At 64.3% G+C, this 16,842-nt stretch carries 15 protein-coding genes; 5 read left to right on the top strand and 10 right to left on the bottom strand.

What is annotated here, in order from left to right:
• Positions 1 to 28: 28 nt before the first annotated feature.
• Complete coding sequence (gene gspG / locus IEX16_RS04540) at positions 29 to 478, bottom strand: type II secretion system major pseudopilin GspG (RefSeq protein WP_308421326.1); 450 nt, start codon at positions 476 to 478, stop codon at positions 29 to 31.
• A gap of 169 nt (positions 479 to 647) precedes the next feature.
• Between gspG and IEX16_RS04545 the strand changes: the two genes are divergently transcribed.
• A complete protein-coding gene (locus tag IEX16_RS04545) occupies positions 648 to 1,184 on the top strand; it encodes a type II secretion system protein N (RefSeq protein WP_188707021.1) in 537 nt (178 codons plus the stop codon).
• Positions 1,185 to 1,484: 300 nt separating this feature from the next.
• Here IEX16_RS04545 and IEX16_RS04550 read toward each other — a convergent pair whose 3' ends face one another.
• The 9 genes from IEX16_RS04550 to IEX16_RS04590 all read right to left on the bottom strand — a co-directional run bounded on the left by IEX16_RS04550 (position 1,485) and on the right by IEX16_RS04590 (position 11,733).
• Positions 1,485 to 1,862: a DUF1631 family protein gene (locus tag IEX16_RS04550; RefSeq protein WP_229676168.1), complete on the bottom strand. Its 378-nt coding sequence runs from the start codon at positions 1,860 to 1,862 to the stop codon at positions 1,485 to 1,487.
• 221 nt (positions 1,863 to 2,083) lie between these two features.
• Entirely contained in the window at positions 2,084 to 2,653 is a 570-nt protein-coding gene (locus tag IEX16_RS04555; RefSeq protein ID WP_188707023.1) for a fasciclin domain-containing protein, read from the bottom strand.
• Between the two features lie 379 nt (positions 2,654 to 3,032).
• A complete protein-coding gene (locus IEX16_RS04560; protein WP_188707025.1) occupies positions 3,033 to 5,249 on the bottom strand; it encodes a malate synthase G in 2,217 nt (738 codons plus the stop codon).
• Positions 5,250 to 5,289: 40 nt separating this feature from the next.
• A complete protein-coding gene (locus tag IEX16_RS04565; protein WP_188707027.1) occupies positions 5,290 to 6,006 on the bottom strand; it encodes a haloacid dehalogenase type II in 717 nt (238 codons plus the stop codon).
• 90 nt (positions 6,007 to 6,096) lie between these two features.
• Positions 6,097 to 7,212, bottom strand: coding sequence for an iron-containing alcohol dehydrogenase (locus tag IEX16_RS04570; RefSeq protein ID WP_188707029.1), 1,116 nt, complete (start codon positions 7,210 to 7,212; stop codon positions 6,097 to 6,099).
• A gap of 34 nt (positions 7,213 to 7,246) precedes the next feature.
• A complete protein-coding gene (locus IEX16_RS04575) occupies positions 7,247 to 8,698 on the bottom strand; it encodes an NAD-dependent succinate-semialdehyde dehydrogenase (RefSeq protein ID WP_188707031.1) in 1,452 nt (483 codons plus the stop codon).
• 73 nt (positions 8,699 to 8,771) lie between these two features.
• Positions 8,772 to 9,785, bottom strand: coding sequence for an NADP-dependent oxidoreductase (locus IEX16_RS04580; RefSeq protein WP_188707033.1), 1,014 nt, complete (start codon positions 9,783 to 9,785; stop codon positions 8,772 to 8,774).
• Between the two features lie 28 nt (positions 9,786 to 9,813).
• Positions 9,814 to 10,833 (bottom strand): Bug family tripartite tricarboxylate transporter substrate binding protein, encoded by a 1,020-nt coding sequence (locus IEX16_RS04585; RefSeq protein ID WP_188707036.1) that lies wholly within the window; start codon positions 10,831 to 10,833, stop codon positions 9,814 to 9,816.
• A gap of 171 nt (positions 10,834 to 11,004) precedes the next feature.
• Complete coding sequence (locus tag IEX16_RS04590) at positions 11,005 to 11,733, bottom strand: IclR family transcriptional regulator (protein WP_188707037.1); 729 nt, start codon at positions 11,731 to 11,733, stop codon at positions 11,005 to 11,007.
• Positions 11,734 to 11,852: 119 nt separating this feature from the next.
• Between IEX16_RS04590 and IEX16_RS04595 the strand changes: the two genes are divergently transcribed.
• The 4 genes from IEX16_RS04595 (at position 11,853) to argS (ending at position 16,841) form a co-directional block, all read left to right on the top strand.
• Positions 11,853 to 12,818, top strand: a complete 966-nt coding sequence (locus tag IEX16_RS04595; RefSeq protein WP_188707039.1) for a hydroxymethylglutaryl-CoA lyase — start codon at positions 11,853 to 11,855, stop codon at positions 12,816 to 12,818.
• A complete protein-coding gene (locus tag IEX16_RS04600) occupies positions 12,811 to 14,061 on the top strand; it encodes a CaiB/BaiF CoA transferase family protein (RefSeq protein ID WP_188707040.1) in 1,251 nt (416 codons plus the stop codon). The genes IEX16_RS04595 and IEX16_RS04600 overlap by 8 nt, the downstream gene beginning before the upstream one ends.
• A 52-nt stretch (positions 14,062 to 14,113) precedes the next feature.
• Entirely contained in the window at positions 14,114 to 15,031 is a 918-nt protein-coding gene (locus tag IEX16_RS04605; RefSeq protein WP_188707043.1) for a LysR family transcriptional regulator, read from the top strand.
• Positions 15,032 to 15,164: 133 nt separating this feature from the next.
• On the top strand, positions 15,165 to 16,841 hold the full coding sequence (argS, locus tag IEX16_RS04610; RefSeq protein ID WP_188707045.1) for an arginine--tRNA ligase: 1,677 nt from the start codon (positions 15,165 to 15,167) through the stop codon (positions 16,839 to 16,841).
• The last annotated feature ends 1 nt before the right edge of the window (position 16,842 follow it).

Raw genomic sequence — 16,842 nt, forward strand, 5'->3', positions numbered from 1 at the left:
ACGAGTGTGGGGGCCAATTTCCTACTGCCTACTGCCAGCTGCCAATGTCTGCGTTCTTGCCTTCGCCACCGGGCTGACCATCGGCTCCAAAGGACATCACGTCAACTTCACCTTTGACACCGGGGTTGAGATATTGATACGGGCGACCCCATGGATCGTTGGGCAGTTTGTCCAGGTAAGCCTTCCAGTTGATCGGTACAGGCGCACTGGTGGGCCGGGTGACCAGCGCCTGAAGGCCCTGGTCTCCGTTGGGCAAACGCTGGTTGTCCAGCTTGTAGAGCTTGAGTGCCTGGTTCAGGTTGTTCACATCGGTGCGGGCGGCCATCACGCGCGCATCGTCGGCGCGGTCCAGCACGTTGGGAACAATCAATGCAGCCAGTACACCGATGATGACCAACACCACCATCAGCTCGATCAAGGTAAAACCACGGGCCCGGAACGCGCCCAACTGATTGTGTGTAGGACACGACGACGCAATGCCATGGCCTGACTTGTGACAGGGTCGCTTGCTGTGGGATGATTCCTGGGTGATGTCAAATCTGCAAAGTGCAATCGGTTGGCGGATGGCGACTGCGGTCGTCTGGGCGGCCGTTGCCATGTCCGGCTGGTACTGGACCCAGGTGGGTCTTGCTGCCGGAGGACCCTCCATGACGGACACACCACCTGCTGCGGCAGCCCCTGAAATTTCGAGCCCGATGGAACTGGCTCGGCTCCTCGGGGCGGTTGCGCCTGCAGCCGCCGGACCTGGACCCGGCCCGCAAGACCGCTTTATCCTGTCAGGCGTGATTGCCAGCCTGGTAGGCCAGGGCGCTGCGTTGATATCGGTGGATGGAAAACCTGCCCGGCCCTTTGCTGTGGGCTCGGAGCTTGCGCCGGGATATGTGCTGGTGTCAGTTGCTCCGCGGGCGGCGATGCTGGCTGAGGGACTTTTTGCGCCGGTGCGCGCGGTGTTGTCCCTGCCATTGCCGCAACAGGGCGAAGCAACAAGCATTGCTCCGGTCCTCGCGTCTGCTGTCCCGATCACGCCAGGCATTCCGGCTGCCGCCACGCTTGCGCCCGCCGGCGCTCCCGGCGTTGCGCCTTCTGTGGCAATTGAACCGTCGCCTCCGCCCGTCCCCCCAAGGGCCGACGCGCGGCGACAGCCACAGACGTACTTGCGGCGTGACGAGAGACGAACGCCCTGATCTACCCACGGTTCGTGTACGGGAATTGTGAGGATGGCACCACCCTCCGAGCACGAACAAGGCCTTGGCATCACCGGAGCTGCCGCAGGATGGGTGAGCCCAACCACCGCCATGGCGGCCTTTCTCGCAAACACTCTTGATGCCATAAGCTCTCCGTAGAGGAATCGCAGAAAGAATGCTGCTACCTGACCTCAGATATCAGCCTATTTATGTGTGAGTGCAGCAGGTCGGGTGGTGCGCGCGAGCGGGCGTAGGACAAGACCTGTTTTTCAGGCGATGGGCTGGCGGCCGTCGCGATCTTTACGTCAGATCCGGCAGCGGTGTTTCGCTTTGGGCAAGCAATGCGTCGAGGGCGTGATCGACCACGCCCGAGGTGTTGATTGGGCGCATCAGCCCTTGGGTGATCAGGCGTTCGCAGATGCGCTTGGTCATGGAATGGGGCTGACCACCATGACTGACGAACATGAACAGCGTGCCTCGCGCACTGGCCAAGATCAGCTGGGCGCGCAGCCAGCGACGCTTGGAGTGCAGGTCAACCCAGCGACCTTCTCGCAAGCCAAGAAAAATCTGGAACCTGCTTACATTTAGTGTGCGTGTGTTCAGGCGGGTCTGCTTGCTGCCCTGGAGCATCGTGATACTGGAAGGGCAGCCGTTACTTTTCTGATCAAAAAGCTTCACAGCCCTTTTCCTATAAGAGTGTCGAGCTATTTATTTCATAGCTGAATTGATTTTTGCAGTGCGTGGGTGGTCACTCGGTGGATGGCCATAGAGAGGTGACGTGCAAATTTTTCCCAAAAAAAGCCACCACAAACCGTTGCAGTTCGTGGTGGCTTGGGCACTGTTCACCGGAACATTGGCAGGGGCCACGACCGGTTGAAAGTACAGGTTGGACGCCTGGCTTAGTTCGGCACCAGCACCTTGTTGACGACGTGAATCACGCCGTTGGACTGATACACATTGGCAATCGTGACCATGGCCGTGCCGCCTTTTTCATCGGTCACCATTACATTGGAGCCGCTGCTGGTCACGACCAGGGTGTCACCGCTGGCGGTGGTCAGCATGGCGCGGCCATTGCCGGCCATCACACGCTGGCTCAATGCGGCAGCGTCGAGGCGTCCCGGCACCACGTGGGCGGTCAGCACCTTGGTCAGGATGGACTTGTTCTCGGGCTTGAGCAGAGAGTCGACAGCGCCGGGTGGCAGGGCGGCAAAAGCAGCGTTGGTTGGCGCGAACACGGTGAACGGGCCAGGGCTCTTCAGGGTGTCTACCAGGCCAGCGGCCTTGACCGCGGCGACCAGAGTCGTGTGGTCTTTGGAGTTGACAGCGTTGTCAATGATGTCCTTGGTCGGGAACATGGCCGCGCCGCCGACCATGACCGACGGGCCACCGGACATGGTGTTTCCGGACATGCCGCCTGCGCAAGCGCTGAGAAGAACGGCAACGCCGGCTGCAATGAGTAGTTTTTTCATGAGGGCTCCTGATAAAGATGTAGTTGTGGTCTGTGAAACCGTCACAGCGCGCAAGCGTTTTGTTGACCGCTTGTGCAGAGTACGCGGCCAATCGCGAACTGGATGTAGGACAAGGCAGTGACCGGCGCACCGGGCCAGTCGCCAGTCGCTCTGTCGCGGGGGGGCAACCAAACCCCCACCCTGGGCGCGTTGGCTCATGGCAGTGGAGGAGGCGCTAGCCGGCTGCCTCGATGCTCGGAAATCGAACCCGGCTTTATGCATCAAATCGCCCTCCAGCCCATGGCTGGCGAGTTCGGACAGCTATTGATTAAATAGCAAATTGGCATGCCCGGCCCCGGTCCGGGGCGGCTTATGGAGCCCGGCATGACAACCTGATGGATCAGGCCGTCCCGGCCTTCACCTTCAGCCGCCAGGCGTGCAGCAGCGGTTCGGTGTAGCCGCTTGGCTGCTCCAGGCCCTTGAGCACCAGGTCCAGCGCCGCGTTGTAGGCGGCGGAGGTGCCGAAGTTGCCGGCCATGTTTTTGTACAGCGGGTCGCCGGCGTTCTGGCCGTCGACCACGGCGGCCATGCGTTCGAAGGTCTTGACGATGTGCGCTTTCGTGACCACGCCGTGCAGCAGCCAGTTGGCCATGTGCTGGCTGGAGATGCGCAGCGTGGCGCGGTCTTCCATCAGGCCCACGTTGTGGATGTCGGGCACCTTGGAGCAACCCACGCCCTGGTCAATCCAGCGCACCACATAACCGAGGATGCCTTGCGCGTTGTTGTCCAGCTCGGCCTGGATCTCGGCCTCGGTCCAGAAGGGCATCAGCGCGGTCGGGATCTGCAGGATGGCGTCGAGCAGGTTTTCCTCCATGGCCAGCGACTTCTTCTCGTTGACGAAGACTTCCATGTCTTTTTGCAGCGCCGCCACGTCGACCTGGTGGTAGTGCAGCGCGTGCAGTGTCGCGGCGGTTGGCGAAGGCACCCAGGCGGTGTTGGCGCCCGCCTGCGGATGCGCGATTTTCTGCTTCATCATGTCGGCCATCAGGTCGGGCATGGCCCACATGCCCTTGCCGATCTGGGCCCGGCCGCGCAGCCCGCAGGCCAGGCCGATCTGCACGTTGCTCATTTCGTAAGCGCGCAGCCAGTTGGTGTTTTTCATCAGTGGCTTGCGCATCATCGCGCCGGCATGCATGGCGGTGTGGATCTCGTCGCCGGTACGGTCCAGGAAACCGGTGTTGATGAAAGCCACCCGCGCCGCGGTTTCGGCGATGCAGGCCTTGAGGTTGACGCTGGTGCGGCGCTCCTCGTCCATGATGCCGAGCTTGACGGTGTTCTCCGGCAGGCCCAGAAGGGCCTCGACGCGGCTGAACAGCTCCGAGGCGAAGGCTGCCTCGGCCGGGCCGTGCATCTTGGGCTTGACGATATAGATGGAGCCGGTGCGCGAGTTGACGATGGCCTCCTTGCCGATGCGCTGCAGGTCGTGCATGGCAATCGCCACGGTGATCACCGCGTCGAGGATGCCTTCGGGAATCTCCTTGCCGTCGTCGTAGAGGATGGCGGGGTTGGTCATCAGGTGGCCGACATTGCGCACGAACATCAGCGAACGACCGTGCAGCGTGAGCGGCTGGCCGTCGGCGGTGGTGTACTCACGGTCTGGGTTCAGGCCACGCGTGAAGGTCTTCCCGCCCTTTTGCACTTCTTCGGTCAGCGTGCCCTGCAGGATGCCCAGCCAATTGGCGTAGGCCAGCACCTTGTCGTCGGCGTCCACCACGGCCACAGAATCCTCCAGGTCCATGATGGTGGACAGCGCCGCTTCCAGCACCAGGTCGCTGATGCCGGCGGCATCGTCCTTGCCGATGGTGGTGCTGCGGTCAATGCGGATGTCGATGTGGATGCCGTTGTGGCGCAGCAGGATGGACGATGGCGCAGCGGCCTCGCCCTGGAAGCCCACGAACAGCACGTGGTCGGCCAGTCCGGTGGTGGCGCCGCCCTTAAGCGTCACCACCAGCTTGCCGTCATCCACGCTGTACAGCGTGGCATCCTTGTGAGAGCCGGTGGCCAGGGGCGCTGCCTGGTCCAGCACATTGCGCGCATAAGCGATGACCTTGGCGCCACGAGCCGGGTTATAGCCCTTGCCTTTTTCGAGGCCTTCGGTTTCGGGAATGACGTCAGTGCCGTACAGCGCGTCATAGAGTGAACCCCAACGCGCGTTGGCGGCGTTCAGCGCGTAACGGGCGTTGAGAACCGGCACCACCAGTTGCGGGCCGGCCTGCAACGCCAGCTCGTCGTCGACGTTTGTGGCGGTGGCGGTCACCTGGGCTGGCGCCGGCACCAGATAGCCGATCTTTTCCAGAAAGGCGCGGTAGGCCTTCATGTTGCGGATCGGGCCCGGGTTGGCTTTGTGCCAGGTGTCCAGCTCCAGCTGCAGGCGGTCGCGCTCGGCCAGCAGTGCCAGGTTTTTCGGCGCCAGGTCGCTGACGATGGCGTCGAAGCCCTTCCAGAAAGCCGCGCTGTTGACGCCGGTGCCGGGCAAAACCTTGTCATCGACGAAGCCTTGCAAAACCGTGGCCACCTGCAGGCCGTGCAGGGAAGTGCGTGGGGTTGTTGTTGTCATGGTGAGCCTCGAATGGATAGATGAAAAGAGAAGATAAAAGTCAGATGCTGGCGATGGCATCGGGGAAAAACTCCAGCACATCCAGCAGGCTGTTGCCGGTGCGAGCAGGGAGCGTGCCCAGTTCTTCAAAGGGCAGCGCATAACGGTTGACCCACAGCGTCGGAAAGCCATACCAGGTCGCGCCCAGCGCGTCCCAGCTGTTGCAGCTCACAAAGGCGATCTGCCGCGCCGGCAAACCGGTCGCCTGCGGCCCCAGCGCATAGGCGTCGGGATGGGTCTTGTACTTGCGGATGGCGTCGACGCTCAGCACGTGGTCAAGCAGGCCCTCGAGTCCGGCCGAACGCACCGCGATGTCCAGCATGGCGGGGTCACCATTGGACAGGACGCCGGTGACGATGCCGCGGTTCTTCAGCGCCTGCAACACCTCGCGGGTTTCCGGAAAGGCCGACAGGTGCCGGTACTGGTTCATCAGCCGCTCTTCGGCTGAGGCACTGAGCGCCAGCCCGAGGCGCTTGCAGGCATAACGCAGGCCGGCGCGCGTCAGGTCCCAGAAGGACTGGTAAAACTCCCCGCCATTGCTGGTGGTCACCAGCCGGGTGTATTCAATCTGTTTGTCGCGCCAGAGCACACCGAGTGCCTGGCCCTGGCCAGGAAACAACTGTTCCGCGAGCAGGCCCACGCTGTACACATCGAACAGCGTGCCATAGGCGTCGAACAAGACGGCCCTAAGCCGCCTGGGGGCGTGGATTTTATCCATACCCAACTGTATTCGAGACTATGCCGTCAAATAAGAATCTAAAAGTGTGTTTATTAGTGACTTTTTTGAATGTAGTCTGTCTGCATCCACTCAATACGCCGACATCAACAGCTTCTCGTAGTCCGCATGTTGCAAGGGCCGGGGATTGGTTTTGTGGGCGTTGTCTTCCAGCGCTGCGGCGGGAATGCCTGCCAGATCGGCGTGCGTCAGCCCGATCTCGCTCAATCGTGAGGGAATACCCAGACGCACGACCAGGGCTGCCAGGGCCTCGGCAACATTCTCGCCACGCCCCAGACCGGCCTGCCGGCCGATGCGGTCCATCTTCTCGCCCAACGCCGGCTGGTTATGGGCGAGCACATGGGGCAGCAGGATGGCGTTCAGCGTGCCGTGGTGGTGGCCGAGCGCCCCCAGCGGGTGCGACAGCGCATGCACGGCGCCCATGCCCTTCTGGAAACACAAAGCGCCTTCCAGCGAGCCCATCATCATGTTCCAGCGCGCATCCAGGTTGCTGCCATCGGTCACGGCGCGCTCAAGGTTGGCAAATACCCGTTGCATGCCGTCGAGTGCAATCGCATCAGCCGGCGGGTTGACGGTCGGCGAACAGAAGGTCTCGATGCAGTGGGACAGGGCATCCATGCCGGTGGTGGCAGTGATGTGGGCAGGAAGGCCGGTGGTCAGTTCGGGGTCGCAAATTGCCGCGGTGATGATGTCCGGGCAGCGCACACCCGCCTTGATGCCGTTGTCGAAGATGATGACCGCGGAGCGCCCGACCTCACTGCCGGTTCCGGAAGTGGTCGGCATCAGGATCAGCGGTGGTGCATTGATGATCTGGCCCGGGGAGGCGTGGCGGTTGCAGTAATTCCACAGCGGGGGCGCATGGGTGGTCAGGATGGTGATGGCCTTGGCCAGGTCCAGTGCGGCGCCGCCACCGATGCCGACCACGCCGTCGCAACCGTGCTGGCGGTACATCGCGGCGCCGCTCGCGGCCGCCGCTTCCGTGGGATTGGGGGGTACGTCGTCGAACACCGGCAGGTGGTCGGCGCGATCGACGGTTTCAACAGCCTTGGCAAACACCCCCGCGGCACGCACGCCCTTGTCGGTCACGAAGAGCGGACGCTGGATGCCCGCCTTGGCCAGTTCTGCCGGCAGTGCGCGCCGCATGCCGTTGCCGAACTGCACAGCGGTGCCGAAAAGAAGAGTTGTCATGCGGATGCTTTATGGAGGGAAGGCGAAGGAATGATTACAGCGGCCCCAGGTCGGCGCCCGATGAACGTTGCGTCACGCATTTGGTCACCAGGTAGGCGTCCAGCCCCTCGGTGCCGCCTTCCGACCCGTAGCCGCTTTCCTTGACGCCGCCAAAGGGCGATGCCGGTGTCGACACCGTGTAGTGGTTGATGCCGACCATGCCGGCTTCGAGCAGCCCGCTGATGGCGGTGGCGCGGGCCAGCGAACGGGTCATGGCGTAAGCCGCCAGACCAAACGGCAGCGCGTTGACACGGGCGGCGACCTCGTCCAGCGAGGTGAACGAAGCGATCGGCACGATCGGGCCGAAAGGCTCGTCCTGCATGATGCGTGCGTTTTCCGGCACGTCCGAAAAAACCGTGGGCTCGAAGAAATAACCGCGCGTTCCGATGCGCTTGCCGCCGCACGCGAGGCGCGCGCCGCTGGCCAGCGTGTCTTCGGTGAGGGCGGCCATGGCGGCGATGCGCCGGCTGTTGGCCAGGGGTCCCATCTGCACGGCGGCGTCCATGCCGTCGCCGACCCGGATCGCGCGGGCGGCGTCGGCAAAGGCCTGGACGAACTGCGGGTAGATGCCGGCCTGGACGTAAAAACGGGTCGGACTGGTGCACACCTGTCCGGCATTGCGGAACTTGGCAGCGACTGCCTGCTGCGCGGTCCTGGCGGGATCGACGTCATCGAAAACCACGACCGGCGCATGACCGCCGAGTTCCATGGTCGCGCGCTTGACCCCCCGCGCAGCCAGACCCAGCAACAGCTTGCCCACCGGCGTCGAGCCGGTGAAGGAGATCTTGCGGATCACCGGCGAGGCAATCAGGTGTTCGGACACCTGCTGCGGGTCGCCGTACACCAGGCCCAGCACCTCGCCTGGCACGCCGGCTTCATGGAAGGCATTGACAATATGCAGCGCGGTGAGTGGCGTTTCTTCAGCCGGTTTCAGGATCAGCGAGCAGCCCGCAGCCAGCGCACCGGCGATCTTGCGCGCCGGCGTGAGGGCGGGAAAGTTCCAGGGGCAAAAACTCGCGACCGGGCCGACCGGTTCGCGCCGCACCAGCTGGTGGATGCCCGCGTTGCGCGGCACCAGCAGGCGGCCGTAGGCGCGGGTCGCTTCCTCGGCCATCCATTCGATGTTGTCGGCGGATGCGACCACTTCGGCGAGCGCTTCGGCCAGCGGCTTGCCCTGCTCCAGCGTCATGACGCGGGCGATCTCGTCCTGGCGCGAGCGGATGATGCCGACGGCCTTGCGCAGGATGGCTGCGCGCTCATACGCCGACGTGTTTTTCCACAGCATGAAGCCGCGCGCTGCGGCCGCCAGGGCCTGATCCAGTCCCTGCGCGTCAATCAGCTCGACCCGGCCGATGGCCTCTTCGGTGGCCGGATTCACGATGCCGACGGCGCGCACGCCGGGGCTGGCCCAGCGCTGGCTGTTGATGATGGAATACGCTTCTTGCATGGGTCGGTCTTTGGGGTGTCGGCGAAAAGATAAGGGCAACGATGACGCAGGCAGGCCTTGCCAGGCCCGCGCTTCAGGCCGGGCGCAGGCGCACCAGCTGCTTGCCGACGTTGCGGCCGTCAAGCATGTCAATGAAGGCCTGCGGCGCGTTCTCCAGCCCGTCGGCGATGGTCTCGCGGTATGCCAGTTTGCCCGCGGCATAGGCCTGGGCCAGCGCCTGCGTGGCGGCGGGCCAGAGGTCCTTGTGGTCAGACAGCACAAAGCCGCGCATCGTGACGCGGCGGTTGAAGATCTCGCGCAGGTGCTTCACACCATAAGGCTCGGTCGCGTTGTATTGCGACACCAGGCCACACAGCGGGATGCGCGCGAAGTTGTTTAGCAGCGGAAGCACCGCGTCCAGGATGGGTCCGCCCACGTTGTCGAAGTACACATCCACGCCGGCGGGAACGGCTGCGGCCAGTTCTTCGGCAAAACGCGGCGACTTGTAGTCGACGCAGTCGTCAAACCCGAAAGCCTCCTTGACCAGCGCGCATTTGGCGGCGCCACCGGCAATGCCGACGGCACGGCAACCCTGGAGTTTGGCGAGCTGGCCGACCACGCTGCCGACGGCGCCGGAAGCGGCCGACACCAGCACGGTCTCACCAGCCTGGGGGCGCCCGAATGTCATCAGGCCGACCCAGGCGGTGATGCCGGTGGAGCCCAGGGCGCCGAGGTAGGCCGTGGCGGGCGCGGCAGCCAGGTCGATTTTTTGCAGGTCGGCCGCCCCGGCCACGCTGAAATCCTGCCAGCCGAGCCGGCCTACCACCCAGTCGCCCGCTGCCAATCCGCCGATCTGGCTGATGACGACCTGCCCGACGGTGCGCCCGACCAGTGTTTCACCGATCGCCATCACCGGCGCGTAGGAATCCTTTTCTTCCATGCGCATCCGGATGTACGGATCGACCGACAGGTAATCGTTGCGGATCAGCGCCTGCCCGTCGCCGGGCACCGGCACAGGCATGTCCTGCAGCGCGAAGCAGTCGGTGGTGGGGGCGCCGCTCGGGCGTTTGGCGTAAATGACCTTGCGGTTCTTGTCGGAGGGCGTCATGACAGATATCGGCGGCGGGGTGGCGTGTTCAGCTCAGGGTGATGTTGGCTTCGCGGATGACCTTGTCGAGCACCTCACGCTGCTGCGTCAGCCAGACGCCGAACTCCTGAGGCGTGTTGGCAACAGCCACTGCGCCCAGCGGCGCCAGAATCGCTGTCAGCGCCGGGTCCCGGGCGGCCTGGGCCACAGCCTGCTGCATGCGGTTGATGATGGACACGGGCGTGCCGCTTGCGGCGAACAACGCGAACCAGTCATCCATGTCGTAGCGGGGGAAGCCACGCTCTGCCAGCGTCGGCACATCCTGGTAGGCCGGGTTGCGCTGCGCGCTGGTGAGCGCAAGGATGCGTGCCTTGCCGGCCGCGACTGCGCCGCGTGCGGTCGATGTGGTGATCAGGGCCGAGTCGATCTGTCCGCCCATCAGGTCGCGGCCGGCATCGGCGCCTCCGCGGTAGGGCGCGTGGATCAGCTTGATGCCGGCACGTTGCTGCAACAGCGCCATGGCCAGGTGGCCCATGGCACCGGCGGGCGGGGTGCCGCATGACACGGTGCCGGGCCTGGCTTTGGCATAGGCGATGAACTCTTCCACCGTCCGCGCCGGAAAGTCGTTGCGCACCACCAGCGCCTGGGCCACCCGCACGCCCATGGTGACCGGCGCAAACGCTTTGGCGTAGTCGAAAGTCAGGTCTTTGAGCAGCAGCGGGTTGGTGAGCTGGTTCGCTGCGTCCCAGATGAAGGTATAGCCGTCCTTTGGCATGCCGAGCACCGCATTGGCCGCGACGACGGCGTTGCCGCCGGTGCGGTTCTCAATGATGATGGACTGGCCGAGGATGTCGCCGACCTTGGCGCCCATCGCGCGGGCGGCGGTGTCGGCGGCGCCACCTGCCGAGAAGGGCACGATGAAACGGATGGGGCGGTTGGGCCAGTCGGCCTGCGCCAGGGCGCGGGTGCCGGTCAGGGACGTCAGCAGCGTGGCGCCGGCCAGGGCCAGCAACTGGCGGCGGCGTGGCTGGCCCATGTCGGTCAGGGTGTGGGCAGGTACAGAATTCATCAGGTCTCCAGTCATATTCTATCTTACAGAACTTGGTTCTATAATTCTATAGAGCCCAAAATGGCCTGTCAAGCCGACGGCTGGCGTGTTGTCTGCTGCACACTGAGATTCCGGCTTCAGCACCTGCAGCGCCGGCGACTGCATCAAGCCGCGAAAGCATTCAAGGCGTTTCTAGACCTGACCGGTGAGACTGCCGGCCAACTTGAGCACCGATTCGATATGCCTGTCCTGGTAACGGCTGGTCGGCATGGTCAGGGTCAGGGCGCCGCCAAGGCTGCCGTCAGCCTTGAAAACCGGCGCCGAAATGCCGGCCACCCCGGCCAGGCGGTCGCCGCTGGCAGCGTAGTAGCCCTGGTGGCGTATCCGCGCGTACAGCGTTTGCTCGGCCTCGGTACCGGCGCGGGCCGGTGTTGCGCCGAAGGCATTGAGCACCCGGGCACCGGAGCCGCGATCGGCGGGTAGCACATCGCCGGCCTTGATGTGATCGCGGACGGGATGCGGCGAGTCCACCCGGTAGAGACACAGCCGCAAGTCGCCCTGCCTGACGTGGTAGGCCGCGCTTTCGCCGGTGATGGCAACCAGCTCCCGAAGTGCAGGCAGCACCACCCGGTCGAGCGAGAACGAAGAGGCATACACCGCGTGCAGCCGCGCAATCTCCGGCCCCAGGGTGTAGCGGCCGTCATCGAGCCGCTGCACGATGCGCCCATGTTCCAGCGAGGCCAGCAGGCGCAACACCGTGCTTTTGTAGAGCAGCGTGCGTTCGGCCAGCATTGCGAGCGTGAGCGAGGTGTCGCCGGCCCTGAACGCGGCCAGCACAGTCAGGGCGCGGTCGACCGCCGCTGCACCCCCCGGTGCCGCATCGGCATCGGCGATCGATTCGGTCAGGGCTTTGCGTGGCATGTAAAACCTCTTTCTTGCGGGCGGGCGGAGATGGGAACGCTTGACAAGCAGGCAGTGCTGAAGCATCATTCTGACAGAAAGAACACAGTTCTAAAAATAGAAACTACTTTCTCCAGCGTATGCCTCATCCTTTTCCCCAAAATATAGCGTTATCGACTTCCAGCGCGGTCCTGATCAGCGAGGTAGGTCCGCGCGACGGACTGCAGTCGGTCAAGGCAACCATGCCGACAGCCGACAAAAAACGCTGGATCACGGCGCTGTATGACGCCGGCGTGCGCGAGATCGAGGTGGCCTCTTTCGTGCCGGCCCGGCTGCTGCCGCAGATGGCCGATGCGGCCGAGGTGGTGCGCCACGCCCTGGGCTTGCCGGGCCTGACGGTGATGGCGCTGGTGCCCAATGCGCGTGGCGCCAGCGCCGCGCTGGCTGCCGGTGTGCACAAACTGACGATCCCGGTCTCGGCCAGCGCCGCACATTCGCTGGCCAATGTGCGCAAGACGCGGGAAGAGATGATCGACGAGGTGCGCCGTATCGTCGAGCTGCGCGACAGCAGCGCACCCGGCGTGGCCATCGAAGCCGGCATCTCGACCGCCTTCGGCTGCACGCTGCAGGGCCTGGTGCCTGAGGACGAGGTGATCCGGGTCGCCGCGCAATGTGTGGCCGCCGGTGTCGGTGAAGTCGGGTTGTCGGACACCACCGGTTATGCCAATCCGGCGCAGGTGCGCAGGCTGTTCAAACGCCTGCGCGCCGAAATCGGCGACCGGTCCGGCGCCGCCCACATGCACAACACGCGGGGCCTGGGACTGGCGAACTGCCTGGCGGCCCATGACGAGGGCGTGCGCACCTTTGATGCCTCGCTGGGCGGACTGGGCGGCTGCCCCTACGCGCCGGGCGCGTCGGGCAATGTGGTGACCGAGGACCTGGTTTTCATGTTCGAAGCCATGGGTGTCGCCACCGGCATCGACATCCGCAAGCTGATCGCCGCCCGCGCGCCGCTGCAGGCCGGCCTGCCGGGGGAGCCGGTCTATGGCATGACACCGGAAGCCGGACTGCCCCGGGGATTTGCACAGGGAATGATGAATGTCTGAAGTGAAACCATCCGGCCTGCAGGTCGGGGCCGCGCCTGGACCCTTGCCGCTGGCGGGTTTCCGGGTGGTGGAATTTACGCACATGGTGATGGGGCCAACCTGTGGCCTGGTGCTGGCCGACCTGGGGGCGGAAGTCATCAAGGTCGAGCCCATCTCCGGCGACAACACACGCAAGCTGATGGGCTCGGGCTCGGGATTTTTTCCGATGTTCAACCGGAACAAGAAAAGCATCGCGCTGAATCTGCAGACCGTGGAAGGGCGAGAGATCGCCTTGAAGCTGGTGGCCACTGCCGACGTGGTGAGCGAGAACTTCAAGCCCGGCACGATGGCAAAACTGGGCCTGGGCTACGCCGCACTCAGCAAGCTCAACGAGAAGCTGGTCTATGTCAGCCACAAGGGGTTTCTGCCTGGCCCCTATGACCACCGCACCGCCCTTGACGAGGTGGTGCAGATGATGGGCGGGCTGGCCTACATGACAGGGCGCCCCGGCGATCCGTTGCGGGCCGGCACCAGCGTCAATGACATCATGGGCGGCATGTTCGGCGCGATCGGCGCAATGGCCGCGCTGATGCAGCGCATGCACACCGGTAAGGGCCAGGAGGTGCAGTCGGCGCTGTTCGAGAACAACATCTTCCTGGTGGCCCAGCACATGATGCAATTTGCCGTCACCGGCAAGGCGGCCGCGCCCATGCCGAGCCGCATTTCGGCATGGGGCATTTACGACGTCTTCAATCTCAGCGGCGGGGAGCAGGTTTTTCTGGCGGTTGTCAGCGACACGCAGTGGGCGGTTTTTTGTGACGCCTTCGGTTTTGCCGATCTCAAGGCCGACCCGGGCCTGGCCACTAACAACCTGCGCGTGGGTGCGCGCGACTGGCTGATGCCGCTGCTGCGTGAACGGCTGGCCTCGCACACGCTCGCCGGGCTGTCGGACATCTTTGAAAAAAACGGCCTGCCCTTTGCACCGATCACCGCTCCGCACGAGTTGTATGGCGACCCGCACCTGCACCAGACCGGCGGGCTGGCGCCGGTGGTGCTGCCGGACGGGCCGCGCGCCGGCCAGACCGCGCGCGCGCCGCTGCTGCCCATCACCCTGGACGGCGCACGTCCGGGCGTGCGGCTGAACCCGCCGAAACTCGGCGAACACAGTCGTGCCGTGCTGGCCGGCCTGGGCTACAGCGAGGCCGACATCCAGCGTTTGCTGGACCAGGGCGTGATCGGCGCGCCCGATTTGGCGACGGCGTAATCAAGGCCTTTATCCAGACAATTACCACCTTTCATGCGCATAATCTGGTCGCATGGACAAACTCAAACAGCTCGAATCTTTTGTATCTGTGGCTACGCGCGGCAGCCTGACCGCCGCCGCCAAGGCCGAAGGTGTGGCGCCGGCCATCATGGGCCGCCGCCTGGATGCGCTGGAAGAGCGTCTCGGGGTCAAGCTGCTGGTGCGTACCACGCGCCGCATGTCGCTGACCCATGAAGGCAGCGCATTTCTGGAAGATTGCCAGCGCCTGCTGGTGGACTTTGCCAATGCCGAGGCCAGCGTCTCGGCCGGCGGTGTCAAGGCCAGTGGGCATTTGCGCATCACCGCACCGGCCGGATTTGGCCGCCGCCATGTGGCGCCCTTGGTGCCGAAATTTCGCGAATTACATGCCGATGTGACGATTTCCCTGAACCTCAGCGACCGCGTGGTCGACGTCGCCGGTGAAGGCTTCGATTGCGCGGTGCGCGTCGGCGAGATGCCCGACTCTTCACTGGTCAGCGTGCGCATGGCCGACAACCGGCGCCTGTGTGTGGCCTCACCGGCTTATCTCCAGCGTCACGGCACGCCACAACACCCGACCGACCTGGCCAAATGCGCCTGTCTGACGCTCTCGAGCGATGCATCGCAAACGCGCGGCTGGGCGTTTCAAGTGGACGGGGAGGTGATCCACCTCAAGCCAGGCGGCCCGCTCGACTGTTCTGACGGTCAGGTGCTGCACGACTGGTGCCTGAATGGCTTTGGCATCGCCTGGCGCAGCACCTGGGAGGTGGAAGCGGAAATCGCCGCCGGCGAACTGGTGACGGTGCTGAGCAATTTTGATGCGCCGCCCAATGGCATTTATGCGGTGTTTCCACAGCGCAAACACCTGCCGCTGCGCGTGCGCCTGTGGATAGATTTCCTCAAGCACAGCTACAGCCAGCCGGAGTTTTGGGGCGGTGCGCGCAAAGCCTGAGGTGATCTGCCAGCATCTGCCGGTTCATGCATAAAATGGCTACAGCCCATGGCGCACGGGCGTCATCAGCTATCGATTAGATAGCATATTCGGCAAGCCGGATGGGCCGAGCCCGCGCCCGTAAAATCAGACCATGCTCCTCGTCAAACAAGAATTGCTGGCGGCCCTGGCTGCCGAGCTGGACCAACTGTCTCCCGGCGCCGGCCTGAAGGCGGCTTTCGAGTCGCCCAAGGTCGCAGCCCACGGCGACTTCGCCTCCACTGCGGCCATGCAACTGGCCAAGCCGCTCAAGCTCAACCCGCGCCAGGTCGCCGACGGACTGAAGGCCGCGCTGCTGGCGACACCGGTCTACCAGCGCTGGGTCGACGCGATCGAAATCGCCGGTCCGGGCTTCATCAATTTCCGGCTCAAGCCCGAGGCCAAACAACAGACTGTGCGCGAGGTGCTGCAGGCCGCAGGCCTTTACGGCGTCAAGCCGCTTCAGACCGGTCAACGCGTGCTGGTCGAGTTTGTCTCGGCCAACCCGACCGGCCCGCTGCATGTGGGCCACGGCCGGCAGGCGGCACTGGGCGACGCGATCTGCAACCTGTTCGCGACTCAGGGCCAGGATGTCTACCGCGAGTTTTATTACAACGACGCGGGGGTCCAGATCCATACGCTTGCCACCAGCACCCAGGCGCGCGCCCAGGGCCTGAAGCCCGGCGACACCGGCTGGCCCGAACCGGCCTACAACGGCGACTACATCGCCGACATCGCGGCCGACTTCATGGCGAAGAAAACCGTCAAGTCCGACGACCGCGAGTTCACCGCCTCGGGCGACATCGAAGACCTCGACGCGATCCGCCAGTTTGCCGTGGCCTATTTGCGCCGCGAACAGGACCTGGACCTGCACGCCTTCTCGGTGAAGTTCGACAACTACTATCTTGAGTCCAGCCTGTACAGCTCCGGCCGGGTCGAGGACACCGTAGCCAAACTCAAGGCTGCCGGCAAGACCTACGAGCTTGACGGCGCGCTGTGGTTGCGCTCCATCGACTACGGCGACGACAAGGACCGCGTGATGCGCAAGAGCGACGGCGGCTACACCTACTTCGTGCCCGACGTCGCCTACCACCTGGCCAAGTGGGAGCGCGGTTTCAGCAAAGCCATCAACATCCAGGGCATGGACCACCACGGCACCATCGCGCGCGTGCGCGCCGGCCTGCAGGCCGCAGGCGCCGGCATCCCCGAGGGCTACCCCGACTATGTGCTGCACACCATGGTGCGTGTGGTCAAGGGCGGCGAAGAGGTCAAGATCAGCAAACGTGCCGGCAGCTACGTCACCCTGCGCGACCTGATCGAGTGGACCAGCAAGGACGCGGTGCGCTTCTTTCTGCTCAGCCGCAAGCCCGACACCGAGTACACCTTCGACGTGGACCTGGCCGTTGCAAAAAACAACGACAACCCGGTGTATTACGTGCAGTACGCGCACGCCCGCATCTGTTCGGTGCTGGCGGCTTGGGGCGGCGACGAGGCCAGCCTGAAGGACGTGGACCTGGCCGCGCTAGCCAGCCCGCAGGCACAGGCGCTGATGCTGCTGATGGCCAAATACCCCGACATGCTGGTCAACGCCGCCACCGGATTCGCCCCGCACGACGTAGCCTTTTACCTGCGCGAGTTGGCCGCCAGCTACCACAGCTATTACGATGCAGAACGTATCCTGGTGGATGAGGAGGCGGTCAAGCTGGCCCGCCTGGCGCTGGTCGCGGCAACCGCGCAGGTGTTGCACAATGGGTTGGCTGTGCTGGGTGTCGATGCCCCACGCAAAATGTAAG

The sequence above is a fragment of the Polaromonas eurypsychrophila genome, assembly GCF_014641715.1.
GTDB classification, from domain to species: domain Bacteria; phylum Pseudomonadota; class Gammaproteobacteria; order Burkholderiales; family Burkholderiaceae_C; genus Polaromonas; species Polaromonas eurypsychrophila.